Annotated in this window: 14 protein-coding genes; 7 read left to right on the top strand and 7 right to left on the bottom strand. The window is 58.6% G+C overall.

Translation table 11 applies throughout. The annotated features are described in order from the left end of the window. Window positions 1-45: 45 nt before the first annotated feature. From gshB to ACWXTG_RS09690, 5 genes are all read right to left on the bottom strand, one after another. Window positions 46-987: a glutathione synthase gene (gshB, locus tag ACWXTG_RS09710; RefSeq protein ID WP_480219742.1), complete on the bottom strand. Its 942-nt coding sequence runs from the start codon at window positions 985-987 to the stop codon at window positions 46-48. Window positions 988-1,000: 13 nt separating this feature from the next. After that, complete coding sequence (gene gshA, locus ACWXTG_RS09705; RefSeq protein ID WP_480221224.1) at window positions 1,001-2,284, bottom strand: glutamate--cysteine ligase; 1,284 nt, start codon at window positions 2,282-2,284, stop codon at window positions 1,001-1,003. 377 nt (window positions 2,285-2,661) lie between these two features. After that, entirely contained in the window at window positions 2,662-4,047 is a 1,386-nt protein-coding gene (locus ACWXTG_RS09700; RefSeq protein WP_480219741.1) for an ammonium transporter, read from the bottom strand. A gap of 10 nt (window positions 4,048-4,057) precedes the next feature. Then, window positions 4,058-4,396 (bottom strand): P-II family nitrogen regulator, encoded by a 339-nt coding sequence (glnK, locus tag ACWXTG_RS09695; RefSeq protein ID WP_309565763.1) that lies wholly within the window; start codon window positions 4,394-4,396, stop codon window positions 4,058-4,060. A 68-nt stretch (window positions 4,397-4,464) separates the two neighbouring features. Beyond that, window positions 4,465-5,256 (bottom strand): TorF family putative porin, encoded by a 792-nt coding sequence (locus ACWXTG_RS09690; RefSeq protein ID WP_480219740.1) that lies wholly within the window; start codon window positions 5,254-5,256, stop codon window positions 4,465-4,467. A gap of 251 nt (window positions 5,257-5,507) precedes the next feature. Here ACWXTG_RS09690 and ACWXTG_RS09685 point away from each other — a divergent pair, with 251 nt between their 5' ends. The 6 genes from ACWXTG_RS09685 to ACWXTG_RS09660 all read left to right on the top strand — a co-directional run bounded on the left by ACWXTG_RS09685 (window position 5,508) and on the right by ACWXTG_RS09660 (window position 14,656). Next, window positions 5,508-5,750, top strand: coding sequence for an accessory factor UbiK family protein (locus tag ACWXTG_RS09685; RefSeq protein ID WP_309565761.1), 243 nt, complete (start codon window positions 5,508-5,510; stop codon window positions 5,748-5,750). Window positions 5,751-5,752: 2 nt separating this feature from the next. Continuing rightward, the gene (locus tag ACWXTG_RS09680; protein ID WP_480219739.1) at window positions 5,753-7,243 is read left to right on the top strand and encodes a YifB family Mg chelatase-like AAA ATPase; all 1,491 of its coding nucleotides are present in this window, start codon (window positions 5,753-5,755) and stop codon (window positions 7,241-7,243) included. A 5-nt stretch (window positions 7,244-7,248) separates the two neighbouring features. Continuing rightward, a complete protein-coding gene (locus ACWXTG_RS09675; RefSeq protein WP_407993306.1) occupies window positions 7,249-8,292 on the top strand; it encodes a VIT1/CCC1 transporter family protein in 1,044 nt (347 codons plus the stop codon). Window positions 8,293-8,476: 184 nt separating this feature from the next. Further along, window positions 8,477-12,265, top strand: coding sequence for a methionine synthase (gene metH, locus ACWXTG_RS09670; RefSeq protein ID WP_407993305.1), 3,789 nt, complete (start codon window positions 8,477-8,479; stop codon window positions 12,263-12,265). Window positions 12,266-12,323: 58 nt separating this feature from the next. Beyond that, window positions 12,324-13,706, top strand: a complete 1,383-nt coding sequence (mpl, locus tag ACWXTG_RS09665) for a UDP-N-acetylmuramate:L-alanyl-gamma-D-glutamyl-meso-diaminopimelate ligase (RefSeq protein ID WP_480219738.1) — start codon at window positions 12,324-12,326, stop codon at window positions 13,704-13,706. Continuing rightward, a complete protein-coding gene (locus tag ACWXTG_RS09660) occupies window positions 13,706-14,656 on the top strand; it encodes an energy transducer TonB (RefSeq protein ID WP_480219737.1) in 951 nt (316 codons plus the stop codon). The genes mpl and ACWXTG_RS09660 overlap by 1 nt, the downstream gene beginning before the upstream one ends. Before the next feature lie 311 nt (window positions 14,657-14,967). Here ACWXTG_RS09660 and ACWXTG_RS09655 read toward each other — a convergent pair whose 3' ends face one another. After that, complete coding sequence (locus ACWXTG_RS09655) at window positions 14,968-15,429, bottom strand: HIT family protein (RefSeq protein WP_480219736.1); 462 nt, start codon at window positions 15,427-15,429, stop codon at window positions 14,968-14,970. Window positions 15,430-15,590: 161 nt separating this feature from the next. Between ACWXTG_RS09655 and ACWXTG_RS09650 the strand changes: the two genes are divergently transcribed. Beyond that, a complete protein-coding gene (locus ACWXTG_RS09650) occupies window positions 15,591-16,508 on the top strand; it encodes an SdiA-regulated domain-containing protein (RefSeq protein ID WP_480219735.1) in 918 nt (305 codons plus the stop codon). Here ACWXTG_RS09650 and ACWXTG_RS09645 read toward each other — a convergent pair. Continuing rightward, window positions 16,505-17,071, bottom strand: coding sequence for an NADPH-dependent FMN reductase (locus ACWXTG_RS09645; protein WP_480219734.1), 567 nt, complete (start codon window positions 17,069-17,071; stop codon window positions 16,505-16,507). The genes ACWXTG_RS09650 and ACWXTG_RS09645 overlap by 4 nt on opposite strands. Window positions 17,072-17,099: the final 28 nt, after the last annotated feature.

Genomic DNA, 17,099 nt, shown 5'->3' with positions numbered 1-17,099 from the left:
GGGAAATAACCTCTTAAAGCCAGGATTGTTCCCTGGCTTTTTTATTTATTCTTGAGCCAATTTTTCCAGCCTGTCTAGCAGGATGCCGGCCGGGTTGCATTCTGTTTGTGCGGCAATTTCCACCATGCCGGTCGGGCTGGTGACGTTGATTTCGGTCAGGTGCTCGCCGATCACGTCCAGGCCGACCAGGAACAGTCCCTTTTCCTTGAGTACCTTGCCGACGGCATTGGCGATTTCGTAGTCGCGTCCGGTCAGCGGCTGGGCCATGCCTTTGCCGCCTGCGGCCAAGTTGCCGCGCGTCTCGCCGTTTTGTGGGATCCGGGCCAGGGCGTAAGGCAGCGGTTCGCCGTCAATGACGATGATGCGCTTGTCGCCTTGCGTAATGGCGGGCAGGTAGCGCTGGGCCATGATGGTCTGGCTGCCGTGGCGCGTAATGGTTTCAAGAATGACACCGAGGTTGGGATCGCCTTCTTGGAGGCGGAATACGCTGCTGCCGCCCATGCCGTCCAGTGGTTTTACGACAATATCCTGGTGTTCCGCCAGGAACTCGCGGATCAGTGCTTGCTCGCTGGAGACCAGGAATGCAGGTGCGAACTGCGGAAAGTTGAGCACTGCGAGCTTTTCGTTCCAGTCGCGAATGGAGCTTGGGTTGTTATAAACGCGCGCGCCTTGCCTGGCGGCCTGTTCCAGCAGGTAGGTGCTGTAGAGGTATTCGTTGTCGAACGGCGGATCCTTGCGCATGAGGATGGCATCGAATGCCTCCGGGGCTTCTTCATGGATTTCACCTAGCGAATACCAAGGGGCGCCGTCAATGAATCTGAAAGGCCGGCTACGCAGCATGGCTTCATTGTGGCGCAGCAAAAGGTCGTGTTGCAACGCCACGAATAAGGAGTGCCCACGCGACTCGGCTTCGCGCATGATGGCGAGGCTGGTGTCCTTGTATGGCTTGAGGCTGTCTAGCGGGTCGAGGATGAAGGCGATGCGCATTAATAGGCCCTAGTCAGTCCAGTAAGTCCGGGTCGGTTTCCTGCAGCTCGATGGTGGCGGCGAGCAATGCCAGGCGCGCTACCACGCCGTAAGCATAGAAGCGGTTGGGTGCCGCATCCGGCGCGCCGGCACAGTCCGGCGTGGAGCATGGCGTTTCGAATGCCAGGGGTTCGAAGTGCATGCCTGGCGCATTGAGGTTTTCGTCGGCGCCGCGTGAAGTATGGACGCGGTAGAAGCCGCCCACCACGAAGTGGTCCATCATGTAGACGACAGGTTCGGCCACTGCGTCGTTGAGGTGCTCGAAGGTATATACGCCCTCCTGCAGGATAACCTCGCTCACTTTGAGGCCCTCCTTCACCACGGACATCTTGTTGCGCTGCTTGCGGTTGAGGTCGCGGACGTCATCAGCGCTCTTGACGGTCATGATGCCCATACCGTAGGTGCCCGCATCGGCCTTGACGATGATGAAGGGCTCCTGGTTTACGCCATATTCCGCATATTTGCTGCGGATTCTCGCCAATAAGGCTTCCACTTTCTCGGCGAGTTGCTCCTCGCCGACGCGAGCATGGAAATCCAGCCCGCCACAGGTGTCGAAATAGGGATTGAGCAGCCAGGGATCTATGCCGATCAGCGGGGCGAATTCCTCCACCACGCGGTTATATGCGGCGAAATGGTTAGACTTGCGGCGCGTGGCCCAGCCTGCATGCAATGGCGGAATCAGCGATTGTTCCAGGCCCTTTAGGATGTCGGGAACGCCGCCGGAAAGGTCGTTGTTGAGCAGGACGGCGCAACTGTCGAAGTTGTCCAGTACCAAGCGATTGCCTTTGCGTTGCACTGGCTCTAGCAGGATGCTGTGGCCGTCGTGCGTTTCCAGGAAGGTGGGGCCGGTAATCTCGGGCGCAATGCTGCCAATACGGACTTCGAGTCCGGCCTGGCGCAGGATATGAGTGAGAGCGTAGATATTGCGCAGGTAGAAGGTATTGCGCGTGTGGTTCTCCGGGATCAGCAGCAGGCGCCGAGCATCAGGGCAGATCTTTTCCACCGCCACCATGGCGGCCTGGATGCATAACGGCAGGAAATCCGGGTTCAGGTTATTGAAGCCGCCCGGGAACAGGTTGGTGTCTACCGGTGCCAGCTTGAAGCCCGCGTTGCGCAGATCCACCGAGGCATAGAACGGTGCGCCGTATTCCTGCCATTGGCTGCGGAACCAGTGTTCGATGCGCGGCATGTTTTCCAGCAGGCGTTTTTCCAGGGTGAGCAATGGGCCGGTGAGGGCAGTCGTAAGGTGGGGAACCATCATGTTGTAAGGAGCACCTGATAAGCCAAGAGAGTAGGCGGAGATTTTAGCCTAAAGCAGGGGGGAGGCGAAAAAAAAGGGCGCTTTAAGCGCCCTGAGGAGGAGGAGATAATGCATAAAACTAGGCAGTAAGATGTTCCTGGTCTTGCGACGTAAAGATCAAATTACGCTTGCTAATACATAAGCAATCACCATGCCAGTTTTATAGGCTTGAATCAGCCCGGTTTAGGCTGGTTTAACGCCGGCATTGTGATGAAGTGGTGCAGGATTGCCCCGATTGGGTGCAATTGGATATTTTTTTATGCGCGATGCTGGCAGGGGAGTGTAAAAATACAAACGGGCGCTTATGCGCCCGTTTGTATCGAACCTAGAAGGTCTTAGTAGTGATAGGCACGTTCACCGTGCTCGGAGGTGTCCAGGCCCTCGCGTTCAGCCTCTTCGCTGGCACGCAGGCCGATGACCAGGTCCACGATCTTGAACAGGATGTAACTGCCGATGCCGCCCCATACAATGGTTACGCCAATGGCTACCGCTTGTGCATAAAGCTGGCTGCCCATGGTCACGCCTTCTTCGTAGCCCACGCCGCCGAAATCAGCGCTCATGAGGATGCCGGTACCGATGGCACCGATCAGGCCGGCTACGCCGTGGATACCGAAGACATCCAGGGAATCGTCATAGCCAAGCTTGACCTTGAGGCTGGTGACCGCCCAGAAAGCGATGACGCTGGCAATGAAGCCCAACACGATGGAGCCGACAGGGCCTAGGAAGCCGCAAGCAGGCGTGATGGCAACCAGGCCTGCAACCGCGCCGGAAACGGCACCCAGCAGCGAAGGCTTGCCCTTGAACAGCCATTCGGCAAATACCCAGCCCAACACTGCGGCGCCAGTGGCCGCCTGGGTGTTGATCAATGCCAAGCCGGCAGTGCCATCGGCAGCCAGTTCACTGCCGACGTTGAAGCCGAACCAGCCTACCCACAGCATGGAAGCGCCTACCATGGTCAGCGTGATGCTGTGCGGAGGCATGGCTTCCTTGCCGTATCCGAGGCGCTTGCCGACGACGATGGCGCCTACCAGCGCTGCAATGCCGGCATTCATGTGAACGACGGTGCCGCCTGCGAAGTCAGCCGCGCCGAGGTCGCCCAGGAAGCCGCCGCCCCATACCATGTGGGCGATCGGGATGTAGATGAATGTCACCCACAATGCGAGGAACGCCAGTACTGCGGAGAATTTCATGCGCTCGGCAAAACCGCCGACAATCAGCGCAGGGGTAATCGCCGCAAAGGTCAATTGGAAGGTGACGAATACATATTCAGGAATGGTGCCGCCATCCAGCAAAGTGTCTGGCGTGATGCCGGACAACAGGGACTTGCTGAACCCGCCGATATAGGCGTTCAGGCTGCCGCCGTCGGTAAAGGCCAGGCTATAGCCGTAGACGACCCAGATCACGGACATCAGCGCCGTCGTCACGAACACTTGGGTTAGGACGGAAACCATGTTCTTGGTGCGAACCAGGCCGCCGTAGAACAAGGCGACGCCGGGAATGATCATCGCTAGCACTAACACAGTGGCGACGATGGTCCAGGCCGTATCGCCGGCGCTGAGCGACAGCACTGCTTCAGCCGTCGTTTCTACCGCTTCTGCGGCAGCGGGTGCAATTTCAGTGGCGACGGCTTCATCGACGATGACAGCTTCTTCTTCAGCAAGCGCAAAGCCGGAAAAACCCAGCGCGCCAACCAGTGCAATCATGGAAAGAATTTTTTTCATATCAAACCCCTTAAAGCGCATCTGTGCCGGTTTCGCCAGTACGGATGCGATAGACTTGTTCCAAGTCGAAGACAAAGATTTTGCCATCACCGATTTTGCCAGTTGTGGCAGATTTTTCGATAACTTCCACTACCTGGTCAAGTAATTCGTCGGCAATCGCAACTTCCAGCTTGACCTTGGGCAAAAAGTCGACAACGTATTCTGCACCACGGTAAAGCTCAGTGTGGCCTTTTTGGCGGCCAAAGCCTTTGACTTCAGTGACGGTGATCCCCTGCACGCCAATGGAAGACAGGGCTTCACGCACTTCGTCAAGCTTGAAGGGCTTGATGATGGCGGATACGAGTTTCATGGTTATCTCCTCTAATAAAAAGCAGAAAGGCAAGGCGATCTGCCTTGCCTTCTATCATGTCTGTCTTCTTAGAAAGTCTTTTGTACGAACAATGTCCAGTTTTCCTTACCGGAAAACACAGGGCCGTAAGTGAATGCACTACGGTCAGCATCGGTGTCGGTGTAGTAACCACCCACTACGATACCGTTATCCCAAGCCTTGCTCAGGCCAAGTTTCCAGTCTGTATAGTCGTATTCGTTAGGGCCATTGCCGAACTCTTGGCGACCAACGTGAGCGATGGCGCTATAGCCACTGTCACCAAATGGGATATCCAGAGTCAAATCGACATAGCTAGCGCCACGACCTTGGAAACCAAATGCAGACTTGCTTGGAGACCAGTTATAACGCAAAGAAACCCACTTGTATGCAAGACCACCGTAGATTTCAGTAGTGTCGGCGTTGTATGTGTTAGGGGCACTATTTCTACGACCTGGGTAGATGTATTGATTCACGCCAACATCATAAGTAATGCCAGTTTCACCGATTTCAGCAGTGTAACCACCGTAGATGTCCCATTCCATGCTTGAGCTATTGTATGCACGATCACCACCTGCACCATCTGCACCGGTGTCTGCTAGCCAGCTGATGCTGGAAGCCCATGAGCCTACATAGAAGCCACTGGAATGTGAGTAATCGATACCACCTTGAATAGCTGGACGATCACCAGATTGGCTGGTACCACGGAAGATGTAGTTGCTTGTGAGGCCGATGTTGTATGTAATGGTGTGAGGGGATGTAGCCTCAGCAGCTTCTTCGGCCATAACGGCGGCAGGTGCTGCAAAAGTGCCAACGATGGCGGCAACTAGAAGCGAATTACGCATGATTTACCCTTTCAAGGTTAAAAATAAAACAGCAACGAAAACTCTGCGTTGGGTAATAAGCAACACCTGTGCCATAAAAACAACATCCATATAAAACAACAGGTTAAGTGGTATTTTTTGGGAATTTTCCCGGTCTGGAATGGTGCATTTCTTGTTTTTTATTTGTAAGTGATTGAGTTTGTTATATTTAATTTGGATTTTTGCAGGTGAAAAACTGCTAAACTGCGGATGTTTTGGGAGGTTTTTACGTAATGAGTACTCCGTTTATTGATGAATTATCAAATAAAATCAAAGAAATATATTCTTCTTTGCCAGCCGATGGCGCAGAGCGCAATTTGCATGCACTATTACAGGGCGCATTCACTAAACTGGAGCTTGTAACGCGTGAGGAGTTTGATATCCAGGCGGAAGTGCTACGCAAGACCCGGGCTCAACTGGCTGATCTGGAAAAGCAATTAGCCGAGATTGAAACGAAGCTGGGGCAGTCTTCCTGAGCATGGCGCTGGCGGTTTTGCATAGCCGTGCCCTGGCCGGTATGGAGGCGCCGGAGGTCGCGGTGGAAGTTCACCTTGCCAACGGCTTGCCGAGCTTCACCATCGTCGGCTTGCCCGAAGCCGAGGTCAAGGAGAGCAAGGACAGGGTGCGTGCCGCCCTGCAAACGGCACAGTTTGAATTCCCGGCCCGCCGGATCACCGTCAACCTGGCGCCTGCAGACCTTCCCAAGGAAAGCGGCCGTTACGATTTACCGATCGCGCTGGGGATTTTGGCTGCCTCCGGGCAAATACCCGCAAAAGGGCTGGATCAATATGAGGTGGCGGGCGAGCTTGCGTTGACCGGCGAACTGCGCCCGATACGCGGTGCATTGGCCATGGCGTACAAGGCCAGGGAAAGCGGCCGTACCTTCATCCTGCCCCAGGAGAGCGCCGCCGAGGCGGCATTGGTGCAAGGCGCTACAGTCCTGCCTGCCGCTAGCCTGCTGCAAGTATGCGCCCATCTGGCAGGCCGTGAGTTGTTGGTGCCGCAACCAGTCAATATCCCGCAAAGCTTTGCAGTCGATGCCGATTTTGCCGAGGTCAAGGGGCAACTGCAGGCCAAGCGAGCATTGGAGATTGCAGCCGCAGGCGGGCACAGTGTGCTGATGTCCGGGCCGCCCGGCACGGGGAAATCCATGTTGGCCTCGCGTTTTGTCGGCTTGTTGCCCGCCATGACGGAGGCCGAGGCGTTGGAATCTGCCGCCATCCAGTCGTTGAGCAAGGGTTTCCGTGCCGGCGATTGGGGCAAGCGGCCTTATCGTGCGCCTCACCACACGGCTTCGGGCGTGGCGCTGGTGGGTGGCGGCGCGATTCCCAAGCCCGGCGAGATATCTTTGGCGCATCACGGAGTCTTGTTCCTGGACGAGCTTGCGGAGTTCGACCGCAAAGTGCTGGAGGTCTTGCGCGAACCCCTGGAATCCGGGCATATCACGGTCTCGCGCGCTGCGCGCCAGGCGGAGTTTCCCGCACGTTTTCAATTGATTGCCGCCATGAATCCGTGCCCATGCGGCTACTTCGGGCACCCCAATGGCAAGTGCCGATGCACGCCGGACCAGATAGCCCGGTATCGTCATCGTCTGTCCGGGCCGTTGCTGGACCGGATCGATATTCATATCCAAGTACCGGCGTTGAGCGAGGATGAATTAATGCATGCGCCGGCAGGAGAGGCGAGCGCCGCGATCAGGTCTAGGGCCGAGGCGGCAAGGCAGCGCCAGCTGGATCGGCAGGGGGTCTGCAACCATTTGCTCACAAGCCCGCAGGTGGACGAGCATTGCCAGCCGGACGAAGCAGGCGGCGCGCTGCTGAAGCAGGCGATCACCCGCCTTGACCTTTCCGCGCGCGCTTTTCACCGCATCCTCAAGGTGGCCCGCACGATTGCCGACCTGGCTGCCAGCGAAGCCGTGCAAAGCACGCATATCGCCGAAGCGGTGCAATACCGCAGGCTGGGGCTGTAGCCGCGGTGGATTTATTGCAAGGTTGGCGCGAAGAGCAGCGCTCCGCGTATTTATACAGGGAGTTGTCCCGGCGCGAGCCGGACAAGGCGCTTGCCGACATGTTTCAGGGCTTGGCTGCAGCCGCCGCTGAGCAGGCTGGAATCTGGGAGGCAAAGCTAGTTGCGGCAGGACATGTGGTGGAAACCTACCGGCCGGATTTGCGAACCAAAGTGGTCGTGTTGCTGCTGCGCAGCCTGGGGCCCAAGCGTATCCGCCCGGTGTTGGCGGCAAGCAAGGTGCGGGGCCTTTCGGCATATGGCGCCAAGAATATTGCATTGTCCTCGCATGCCATGCCGATGCAGGCCAATGAAGTGGGCGGCCGGCACAAGCTGGCTGGCAGCAACGGCGGATTGAGGGCTGCCGTGTTCGGCGTCAATGACGGCCTGGTATCGATTGCCTGCCTGGTGCTGGGGGTGGCGGGGGCGGCAAGCAATGCCTCGGTCATCCTGTTGTCAGGCGTCGCTGGGTTGTTGGCCGGGGCCTTTTCCATGGCGGCGGGCGAATATATTTCCATGCGTTCCCAGCGCGACTTGTTCGAGTACCAAATTGCGTTGGAGCGCGAAGAGCTGGACCTGTACCCGGAGCAGGAAGCAGCAGAGTTGGCGCTGATCTACGAAGCGCGAGGATTGACGCAGGACGAGGCGCGGCAACTCGCCGGCCGGCTGGTGGCTGACAAGGAGCTGGGGCTGGATATCCTGACCAGGGAAGAGCTGGGCCTCAACCCCGACGAATTGGGTTCGCCGTGGATGGCGGCCATATCCTCATTCGCATCGTTTCTGGTCGGGGGCACGATCCCGTTGCTGCCGTGGTTGCTGAATGTTTCATCCCATGCGTTGACGCTGGCGTTTGGCCTGACCGGCGGTGCCCTGTTCCTGGTGGGGGCCTTGCTTGCACTGTTCAGCGGGCGCAACATGATCTACGGCGGCGCGCGCATGCTGCTGATCGGCGCTGCGGCAGGCGGCATGACTTACTGGGTCGGCAGCCTGCTGGGCTCGGGCATACCTGTTTAACGGCAATCAAGAGCGATCCCGGTCAGGCACTGCAGAGGTATGGCAAGGCAACAGCGTCAGGAGAGTCTTATTGGCATGCCAGAATGTTGGGCATGTTATGCGCCATGCCGCTCCTGTTTTATAATCACGCCCTGAATATTCAATCACCTGGCAATTATCCGATTCGCCGGCATTAAGGTTCCGCATGAAACGTTACGAAATGTCCCCCACCGAGGTCTTGCTGCGAGAAATCCTCGCCAAGCGCATCATGATTCTGGATGGCGCGATGGGGACCATGATCCAGCAATACAAGCTGACCGAGGAGGATTACCGCGGCGGCCCGCAAGGGCGTTTTGCCGATTTTGCCGCGCCAGAGGGCGAGCGGGAGCTGTTCGTCAAGGGCAACAACGAGTTACTGACTTTCACCCAGCCGCGAATCATCCAGGAGATACACGAGCAATACCTGGCAGCCGGGGCGGACATTATCGAGACCAATACGTTCGGCGCGACCAGTGTGGCGCAGGAAGACTATTTCATGGCCCACCTGGCCTATGAAATGAACGTCGAGGCCGCCAAGCTGGCGCGTGCGGCGTGCGACAAGTACTCCACGCCGGACAAGCCGCGCTTCGTGGCGGGCGCGCTGGGCCCCACGCCCAAGACCGCCTCCATCTCCCCGGACGTGAACGACCCGGCGGCGCGCAACGTGACGTTCGACCAGCTGGTGGCGGCTTACCATGAGCAGACTCGCGGCCTGGTCGAGGGCGGCGCGGACATCCTGATGGTCGAGACCATCTTTGATACGCTCAACTGCAAGGCGGCCTTGTTCGCGATCGACCAGTATTTCGAGGAAGCCGGCAAGCGCCTGCCGATCATGATTTCCGGCACCGTGACGGATGCTTCCGGGCGCATTCTTTCCGGCCAGACCGTGCCCGCGTTCTGGAACTCCGTGCGCCATGCGCGTCCGCTGACGATAGGCCTCAACTGCGCCCTGGGCGCTGCCCTGATGCGGCCGTATGCCGAAGAGCTGAGCAAGATCGCGGATACCTTCGTCTGCATCTACCCGAACGCGGGCCTGCCCAACCCGATGTCGGACACCGGCTTTGACGAGAAGCCCGCGGATACTTCCGCCTTGCTCAAGGAGTTCGCCGAGAGCGGCTTCGTCAATATTGCCGGCGGCTGCTGCGGCACCACGCCGCCGCATATTGCCGCGATTGCCGAGACGGTCAAGGATATCCCGCCGCGCCGCATCCCGGAAATCCCTGTGGCGACCAGGCTGGCCGGGCTGGAGCCGTTCACGATCGATGAAAACTCCTTGTATGTGAATGTCGGCGAGCGGACCAACGTCACCGGCTCCAAGGCCTTTGCGCGCATGATCCTCAACGAGCAATACGAGGAAGCGCTGGTCGTGGCGCGCCAGCAGGTGGAGAACGGCGCGCAGGTGATCGACATCAACATGGACGAAGGCATGCTGGACGCCATCCATGCCATGACGCACTTCCTCAACCTGGTGGCTTCCGAGCCAGACATCGCCCGCGTGCCCATCATGATCGACTCGTCCAAGTGGGCGGTGATCGAGGCCGGGCTCAAGTGCGTGCAGGGCAAGTCCATCGTCAACTCCATCTCCATGAAGGAGGGCGAGGCCGAGTTCCTGCGCCAGGCCGCGTTGTGCCGCCGCTATGGCGCAGCGGTGATCGTCATGGCGTTCGACGAAGTCGGGCAGGCCGATACTTTCGAGCGCAAGGTCGAGATCTGCAAACGCGCTTACGACTTGCTGGTGGAAAAGCTGGATTTCCCGCCCGAGGATATCATTTTCGACCCTAACATCTTTGCCGTCGCGACCGGCATCGAAGAGCACAACAACTATGCCGTGGACTTCATCAACGCCACGCGCTGGATCAAGGAAAACCTGCCTTATGCGCGCATTTCCGGCGGCGTATCGAACGTGAGCTTCAGTTTCCGCGGCAACGAGGCCGCGCGGGAAGCGATACACACCGTGTTCCTCTATCACGCCATCCAGGCCGGCATGACCATGGGTATCGTCAACGCCGGCATGATAGGCGTGTACGACGACCTCGACCTCGAGCTGCGCGAGCGCGTGGAGGACGTGGTGCTCAACCGCCGCGAGGATGCCACCGAGCGCATGATCGAGTTTGCCGCCACGCTGGCGGCGGGCGGCAAGAAGCAGGAAGCCACGCTGGATTGGCGCGGCACGCCGGAAAGCCCGGTGACGGTGGAAAAGCGCCTGGAATATGCCATGGTGCACGGCATTACCGAATTCATCGTCGCGGATACCGAGGAGGCGCGGCAGAAGGTCATGGATGGTGGCGGACGCCCGATTCACGTTATCGAGGGGCCGCTCATGGACGGCATGAACGTGGTCGGCGACTTGTTCGGCCAGGGCAAGATGTTCCTGCCGCAGGTGGTGAAGTCGGCCCGCGTCATGAAGCAGGCGGTGGCGCACCTGGTGCCGTTCATCGAAGAAGAAAAGCGCGCCGAGGAAGCGCGCACGGGCATCGTGTCCAAGCCCAAGGGCAAGATGGTGATCGCCACCGTCAAGGGCGACGTGCACGACATCGGCAAGAATATCGTCTCGGTGGTGTTGCAGTGCAACAACTTCGAGGTAGTCAACATGGGCGTGATGGTGCCTTGCGCGGAGATCCTGGAGCAGGCAAAAGCCACAGGGGCAGATATCATCGGCCTTTCCGGCCTGATTACGCCTTCGCTAGAGGAAATGGCCTACGTGGCGCGGGAAATGCAGCGCGACCCGTATTTCCACGGACTCAAGATGCCGTTGCTGATCGGCGGAGCGACCACTTCGCGCGCGCATACCGCGGTCAAGATCGCGCCGCACTACGACGGCCCGGTGATTTACGTGCCGGACGCCTCGCGTTCGGTCTCCGTGATGCAATCCTTGCTGACGCCGGAGCAGCGCGACAGCTATATCGCCGAGCTGGAACAGGATTACGAGCGGGTGCGCACCCAGCATGCCAACAAAAAGGGCACGCCGATGCTCAGCCTGGCCGAGGCCAGGGCCAACAAGGCCAGGCTCGATTTCACCGGCGAATATGCCCCGGTCAAACCCAAGTTCATCGGGCGCCGCGTATTCAAGAATATCGATTTAGCCACCATCGCCCAATATATCGACTGGGGCCCGTTCTTCCAGACCTGGGACCTGGCGGGGCCTTATCCCGCCATCCTCAAGGATGAGGTTGTGGGAGAAGCGGCGACCAAATTATTCGCCGAAGGCCAGGCCATGCTCAAAAAGATCATCGACGGCCGCTGGCTTACGGCCAGCGGCGTAATCGCCCTGTTGCCGGCCAATACCGTCAATGACGACGATATCGAGATTTACACGGACGACACCCGCACCCAGGTAGCGTTCACTTACTACGGCATGCGCCAGCAGACGCAGAAGCCGGTGGTGAACGGCGAGCAGCGGCCCAACCAGTGCCTGGCGGATTTCATCGCGCCCAAGGACAGCGGCATTGCCGACTACATCGGCATGTTCGCCGTGACGGGCGGGCTGGGCATCGAGAAATACGAACAGCGTTTCGAGGCGGAGCATGACGATTACAGCAGCATCATGCTGAAGTCGCTGGCCGACCGCTTGGCGGAAGCGTTTGCCGAATACCTGCATGAGCGCGTGCGCAAGGACTTGTGGGGCTATGCGCCCGGGGAGGCATTGGGCAACGAGGCGCTCATCAAGGAGCAGTACCGCGGCATCCGTCCGGCGCCCGGGTATCCTGCGTGCCCTGACCACACCGTCAAGCCTGACATGTTCAACCTGATGAAATGCGAGGAAGTAGGCATACAACTTACCGATTCGTTTGCCATGATGCCGGGCGCCGCGGTTTCCGGTTTCTATTTCGCTCACCCGGAATCGAAGTATTTCAGCGTCGACAAGATCGGCGAGGACCAACTGCTGGACATGGCCAAGCGGCGCGGATTGCCGCGCGAATACCTGGAACGCTGGCTGGCGCCGAATTTGTCGTAAGCTTACGATGCTGCCGCTTTGCTACAATCAACCCTGATTCGAAAGTTTATTTAGCGTTATGCATATCCATATTCTCGGTATTTGTGGCACCTTCATGGGCGGCATCGCGGTGCTGGCGAAGGCGGCCGGGCATCGCGTGACCGGCTGCGACGCCAATGTCTACCCGCCCATGAGCACGCAGCTCGAGGCACAGGACATAGAACTGATCGAAGGCTTCGGCCCGGAACAGGTTTCCCTCAACCCCGACATCTACGTCGTGGGCAATGTGGTGGCGCGCGGCAACCCGTTGATGGAGGAAATTCTCAACCGCGGCCTGCCCTACATCTCCGGCCCGCAATGGCTGGCGGAAAACATCCTCTACGCCAGGCAAGGCGAGCAGGCAAAGTGGGTGCTTGCTGTTGCAGGTACGCACGGCAAGACCACGACCACTTCCATGCTGGCATGGATACTGGAATATGCCGGGCTTGCGCCTGGCTTCCTGATTGGCGGCGTGCCGGAGAATTTCGGCGTATCCGCGCGGCTGCCCGGCGTGCCGCGCCAGGACGACAAGAGCATCTCGCCGTTTTTCGTGATCGAGGCGGATGAATACGACACGGCGTTTTTCGACAAGCGTTCCAAGTTCGTGCACTACCGTCCGCGCACGGTTATCCTCAACAACCTCGAGTTCGACCATGCCGACATTTTTGCCGACCTGCATGCGATAGAAACCCAGTTCCATCACCTGGTGCGCACCGTTCCCAGCAATGGCCTGGTGGTGGCGAACGGCAAGGAAGACAGCCTCAAGCGCGTGATCAAGCGCGGATGCTGGACGCCAGCGGAATATTTCGGTACCGATTGGCAGGCGGCGGATGTCGATGCGGAAGGCAGCTTCACTGTGCGCTTCAAGGGCAAGGCGCAAGGCCGCGTGCAATGGCAATTATTGGGCGAGCATAACCGCATGAACGCGCTGGCTGCGCTGGCCGCGGCCCGGCATGCCGGGGTCGCCATCGATGCCGGGATAGAAGCCTTGTCCCAGTTCAGGAACGTCAAGCGCCGCATGGAGGTGCGGGGCGTGGCGAACGGCATCACGGTTTATGACGATTTTGCCCACCATCCCACGGCGATCGCCACCACGGTGGCCGGCTTGCGCGACAAGGTCGGCAAGGCGCGCATTCTTGCCGTGCTGGAGCCGCGTTCCAACACCATGAAGCTGGGCGTGATGAAGGATGCATTGCCCGGCAGCTTGGCCGACGCGGACCTGGTGTTTTGCTATGGCGAGCATTTGGGCTGGGATGCGGCAGCGGCCTTGCAGCCGATCCAGCACAAGGCGGCGGCGTTCGACAGCATGCCGGTGCTGATCGAGGCGATCGCCGCCGAGGCGCAGCCGGGCGACCATATCCTGGTCATGAGCAACGGCGGCTTTGGCGGCATTCATGAACGCTTGCTGGAGAGGCTGGCCTAGTGAAGCTGCAAGGCCTGAAAGAGATGGGCGTCCTCGGCTGGGCCTTGCTGCTTTCGGCCGTGTTTCACGTCATCCTGATTCTTTCAGTCAATTTCGAGGCGCCCGACCTCAAGTTCCTCAAGGACAAAATCCCGCCGCTGGAGGTGGTTTTGGTCAATGCCAAGACCGAGTCCAAGCCGAAGAAGGCCGATGCCCTGGCGCAGGCCAACCTCGATAAGGGCGGAAATACCGACCAGGACAGGCAGATGAAGACTGCCCTGCCGCCGCCGAGGAAAAAGAAGACCGAGGTGGCTCCCAAGCAGGCGGTAGAAGCCTCGGCCGCCTCGCGGCCGGGCGAGGAAAAGCAGGAACAGACCCAGCAGGACAAGGTGGCGGAACTGGAGCGCCAGGCGCAGGAGCTCATGACACAGCTCAAGGAGCAGAAAAAGCTGGAGTCCGCGCCTGCGCAAAGCGCTGCGACTTCAACGCCCGACCACGGCCAGCAGCAGGATGCTCCCAAAAACCTCAATGCACGCGACCTGATTGCCAGCAGCATGGATATTGCTCGGCTGGAAGCGCAGATCGCCAAGCAGCAGGATGAATACCAGAAGCGGCCCAAGCGCAAGGAGTTGGGCGGACGCACGCAGGAATACCGCTTTGCCACTTATGTCGAGGCATGGCGGCAGAAGGTGGAGAAAATCGGCAACCTCAATTATCCCGAGGCGGCCAAGGAGCAAAAGCTTTACGGCAAGTTGCAGCTGTCGGTCGATATTCGTGCGGACGGCTCCATAGACAAAATCCAGATCACGCGCAGCTCAGGCCACAAGATACTCGATGACGCGGCCAAAAGGATCGTGGAGCTGGCGGCGCCTTATGCGGCGTTCCCCGAGGATATCCGCAAGGAGTACGACATCATCGGCATTACCCGTACCTGGACCTTCACCAAGGAAGACAGCCTGGCGACCCAGTGAGCGCTTAACGATCTCTGTTACCGGAGACCTTGTCCTGTCATGGCAATGGCAAACCGTCATCCCGGCCCCAGAGCCGGGATCCCGTGGCGCTGAGGAATGGGCCAGGCGGCAGGGCATGGGGCGAGATACCGGGTCAAGCCCGGTATGACAAGGGGCCGGTATGATGAGGGGGCTGGTATGTTGCGGTGCCATGCATGCCTCATGATAAAGATCGTGAACAGGCTCTAAGAGCGAATAAACAAATCCGGCATAGCTATCTTTCTACTAAGAGCGGCTCACAACACCCAGGAAAGCGATCCTGACTAGCCGCTCTAAATGCCCATGAAAACGTGCTCGCCCTGATCAAGCCGGACGGAAATCGCTTTCTTCAATGCGGCGCTACTGCCTTGGTCCAGCGCCTGCGGCAGACTCTCGCGCTTGGCTTCCCCCCATATCGGGTTGGGAAAGTGGCGGTCGCGCTTGAAACGGGGAATTACATGCCAATGCACGTGCGGCGTCATGTTGCCGAGGCTGGCGAGGTTGATCTTGTCCGGGCGCATGACTTCACGCACGGCTTCTTCCACCGCAAACACGACCAGCATGAGATGCTCGCGGTCCGTGGGCCTGAGGTCGCTCATTTCTTTGACGTGGCGGTTGAGGATGACGCGGCAAAACCCCGGGTAATCCTGGTCTTCCACGCGCACGACCCTGCAGAGCTCGTCCTGCCAGAGGATTTCGCCTCCGGCGGTGGTACAGAGTTCACAATTCTTGTGGAAGGGCATTGTTCTGGTCATGAGGGGTTGTGAGACTTAAAATATTGGCACGTTTAATGCTGAGTGTTTGTATGGATATGATATTCAATGTGAAACTTTGTGCCCGCGTGCACAGTCATGCATTGGATTCGTTTTGGCCGCAAGTCGGCGGCTGCAGGTATTTTCAGGGATTATAAATCAGGATGTCCAGATTTCTGCCGGGCAAGCGCTTGGGCTTGCTGTTGATCATCATGGCTGCATTGCTGACCGTCGCTTACGCTTTCAGGCTGGAAGCCATCGCATGGCACTTGTGGGGCACGCAGCAGGTCAAGCACGATACATTGGGCCTTAAGAATTACACCGTCGAACATGAGGCGATCGAAATACCAGGAGTCGGGTCGGACCTTTCCGATTTGAGCTATAACCACGAAACCCATACCCTGTTCACCGTTTCCAACCAGCAGCCCTTAATTGTCGAATTATCCCTCACGGGCGAAGTGCTGCGTACAATCCATGTCAAGGGCATCAAGGACATGGAGGGTATCGCCCATATCGGCGGCAACCGCTTCGCCCTGCTCAACGAGGCCAAGCATAGCCTGGTGATTGCCGACATTCACGCCGGCGTGGACAAACTGGATGTCAGCAGGTCGCCTTCCCTCACGCTTGCGATGTATGCCCATGACAACAAGGGATTCGAGGGTATCGTCTGGGACAAGGAGCGCCAGCGCTTGCTGGTGGCAAAGGAACGTTCCCCCAAGCGCGTGATTGCCATTCATGGCTTCGTCGACGCATTGCCTGGCCAGCCCGTGGCTATCCATATCGAGAAACTGCAGGAGACCGCTTCCTGCGGCCTGAGGGATTTATCCGCAGTGACCTATGACGCCAGCACGGGGCATGTCCTGCTGTTGAGCGACGACTCGCGCATGGTGGCGGAATACGACGCCGAAGGCAAAATGCTGGATACGCTGGCGCTGTGGCGCGGTTTCCAGGGCCTTTCCCGCAGCGTGCCGCAGGCTGAAGGTTTGGCCATCGGGCCGGACAAGCGCATTTACGTGATCAGCGAGCCCAACCTGTTTTATGTTTTCAAGCCGGGCTCCGCCGGCAGAAAGTCTACGATTTAGCTTGAGGATTTAGCCTGGGCCGCGAATTGCGCAAAGCCCTGGAGGAATTTCCCCAGCTCATCCTTATGGCGCTGGTCAGTCAGGTTGCCTTGATCGTCAAACGCCTCATGGGCGCGAGAGAGAAGCAGCTTCCCACCATTCCAGTATTGGACGCCGAGCTGGCGTAGCACAGTCAGCCAGGCATTTTGCGCCAACATGGTGCCGAAGCCCGATGGCGTGGCGCCAACCACGGCAAAAGCGCGCCCCTGAAAGACCTTGGGAATGTCCGCGGGCGGGCGCGACAGCCAGTCGACCGCGTTCTTCAACACGCCGGGAATGCTGCCGTTGTATTCAGGCGTGGCAATAATGACGCCGTCGCTGGCGATGATCTTTTGCTTCAATGCCGTCACGGCTTCCGGGATGCCGGATTGCTCTTCCAGGTCGCCGTCGTAAAGCGGTATGCCGTGCAAGGTGGCAATTTCAAGCTCGATACCTTCTGGCGCCAGCGTTTTGGCGGCGTTCAACAACGCCGTGTTGAATGATTGTTTGCGTAAACTGCCGGAAATCCCGAGTAGCTTTGCCATACCAGTCTCCTATGAGGTTGTGCTTTTC

It is taken from the genome of Methylobacillus sp. DLP286 (assembly GCF_056636515.1).
Note: the sequence above shows the minus strand (reverse complement) of the source record. Positions and strands in the feature narration are given on the sequence as shown.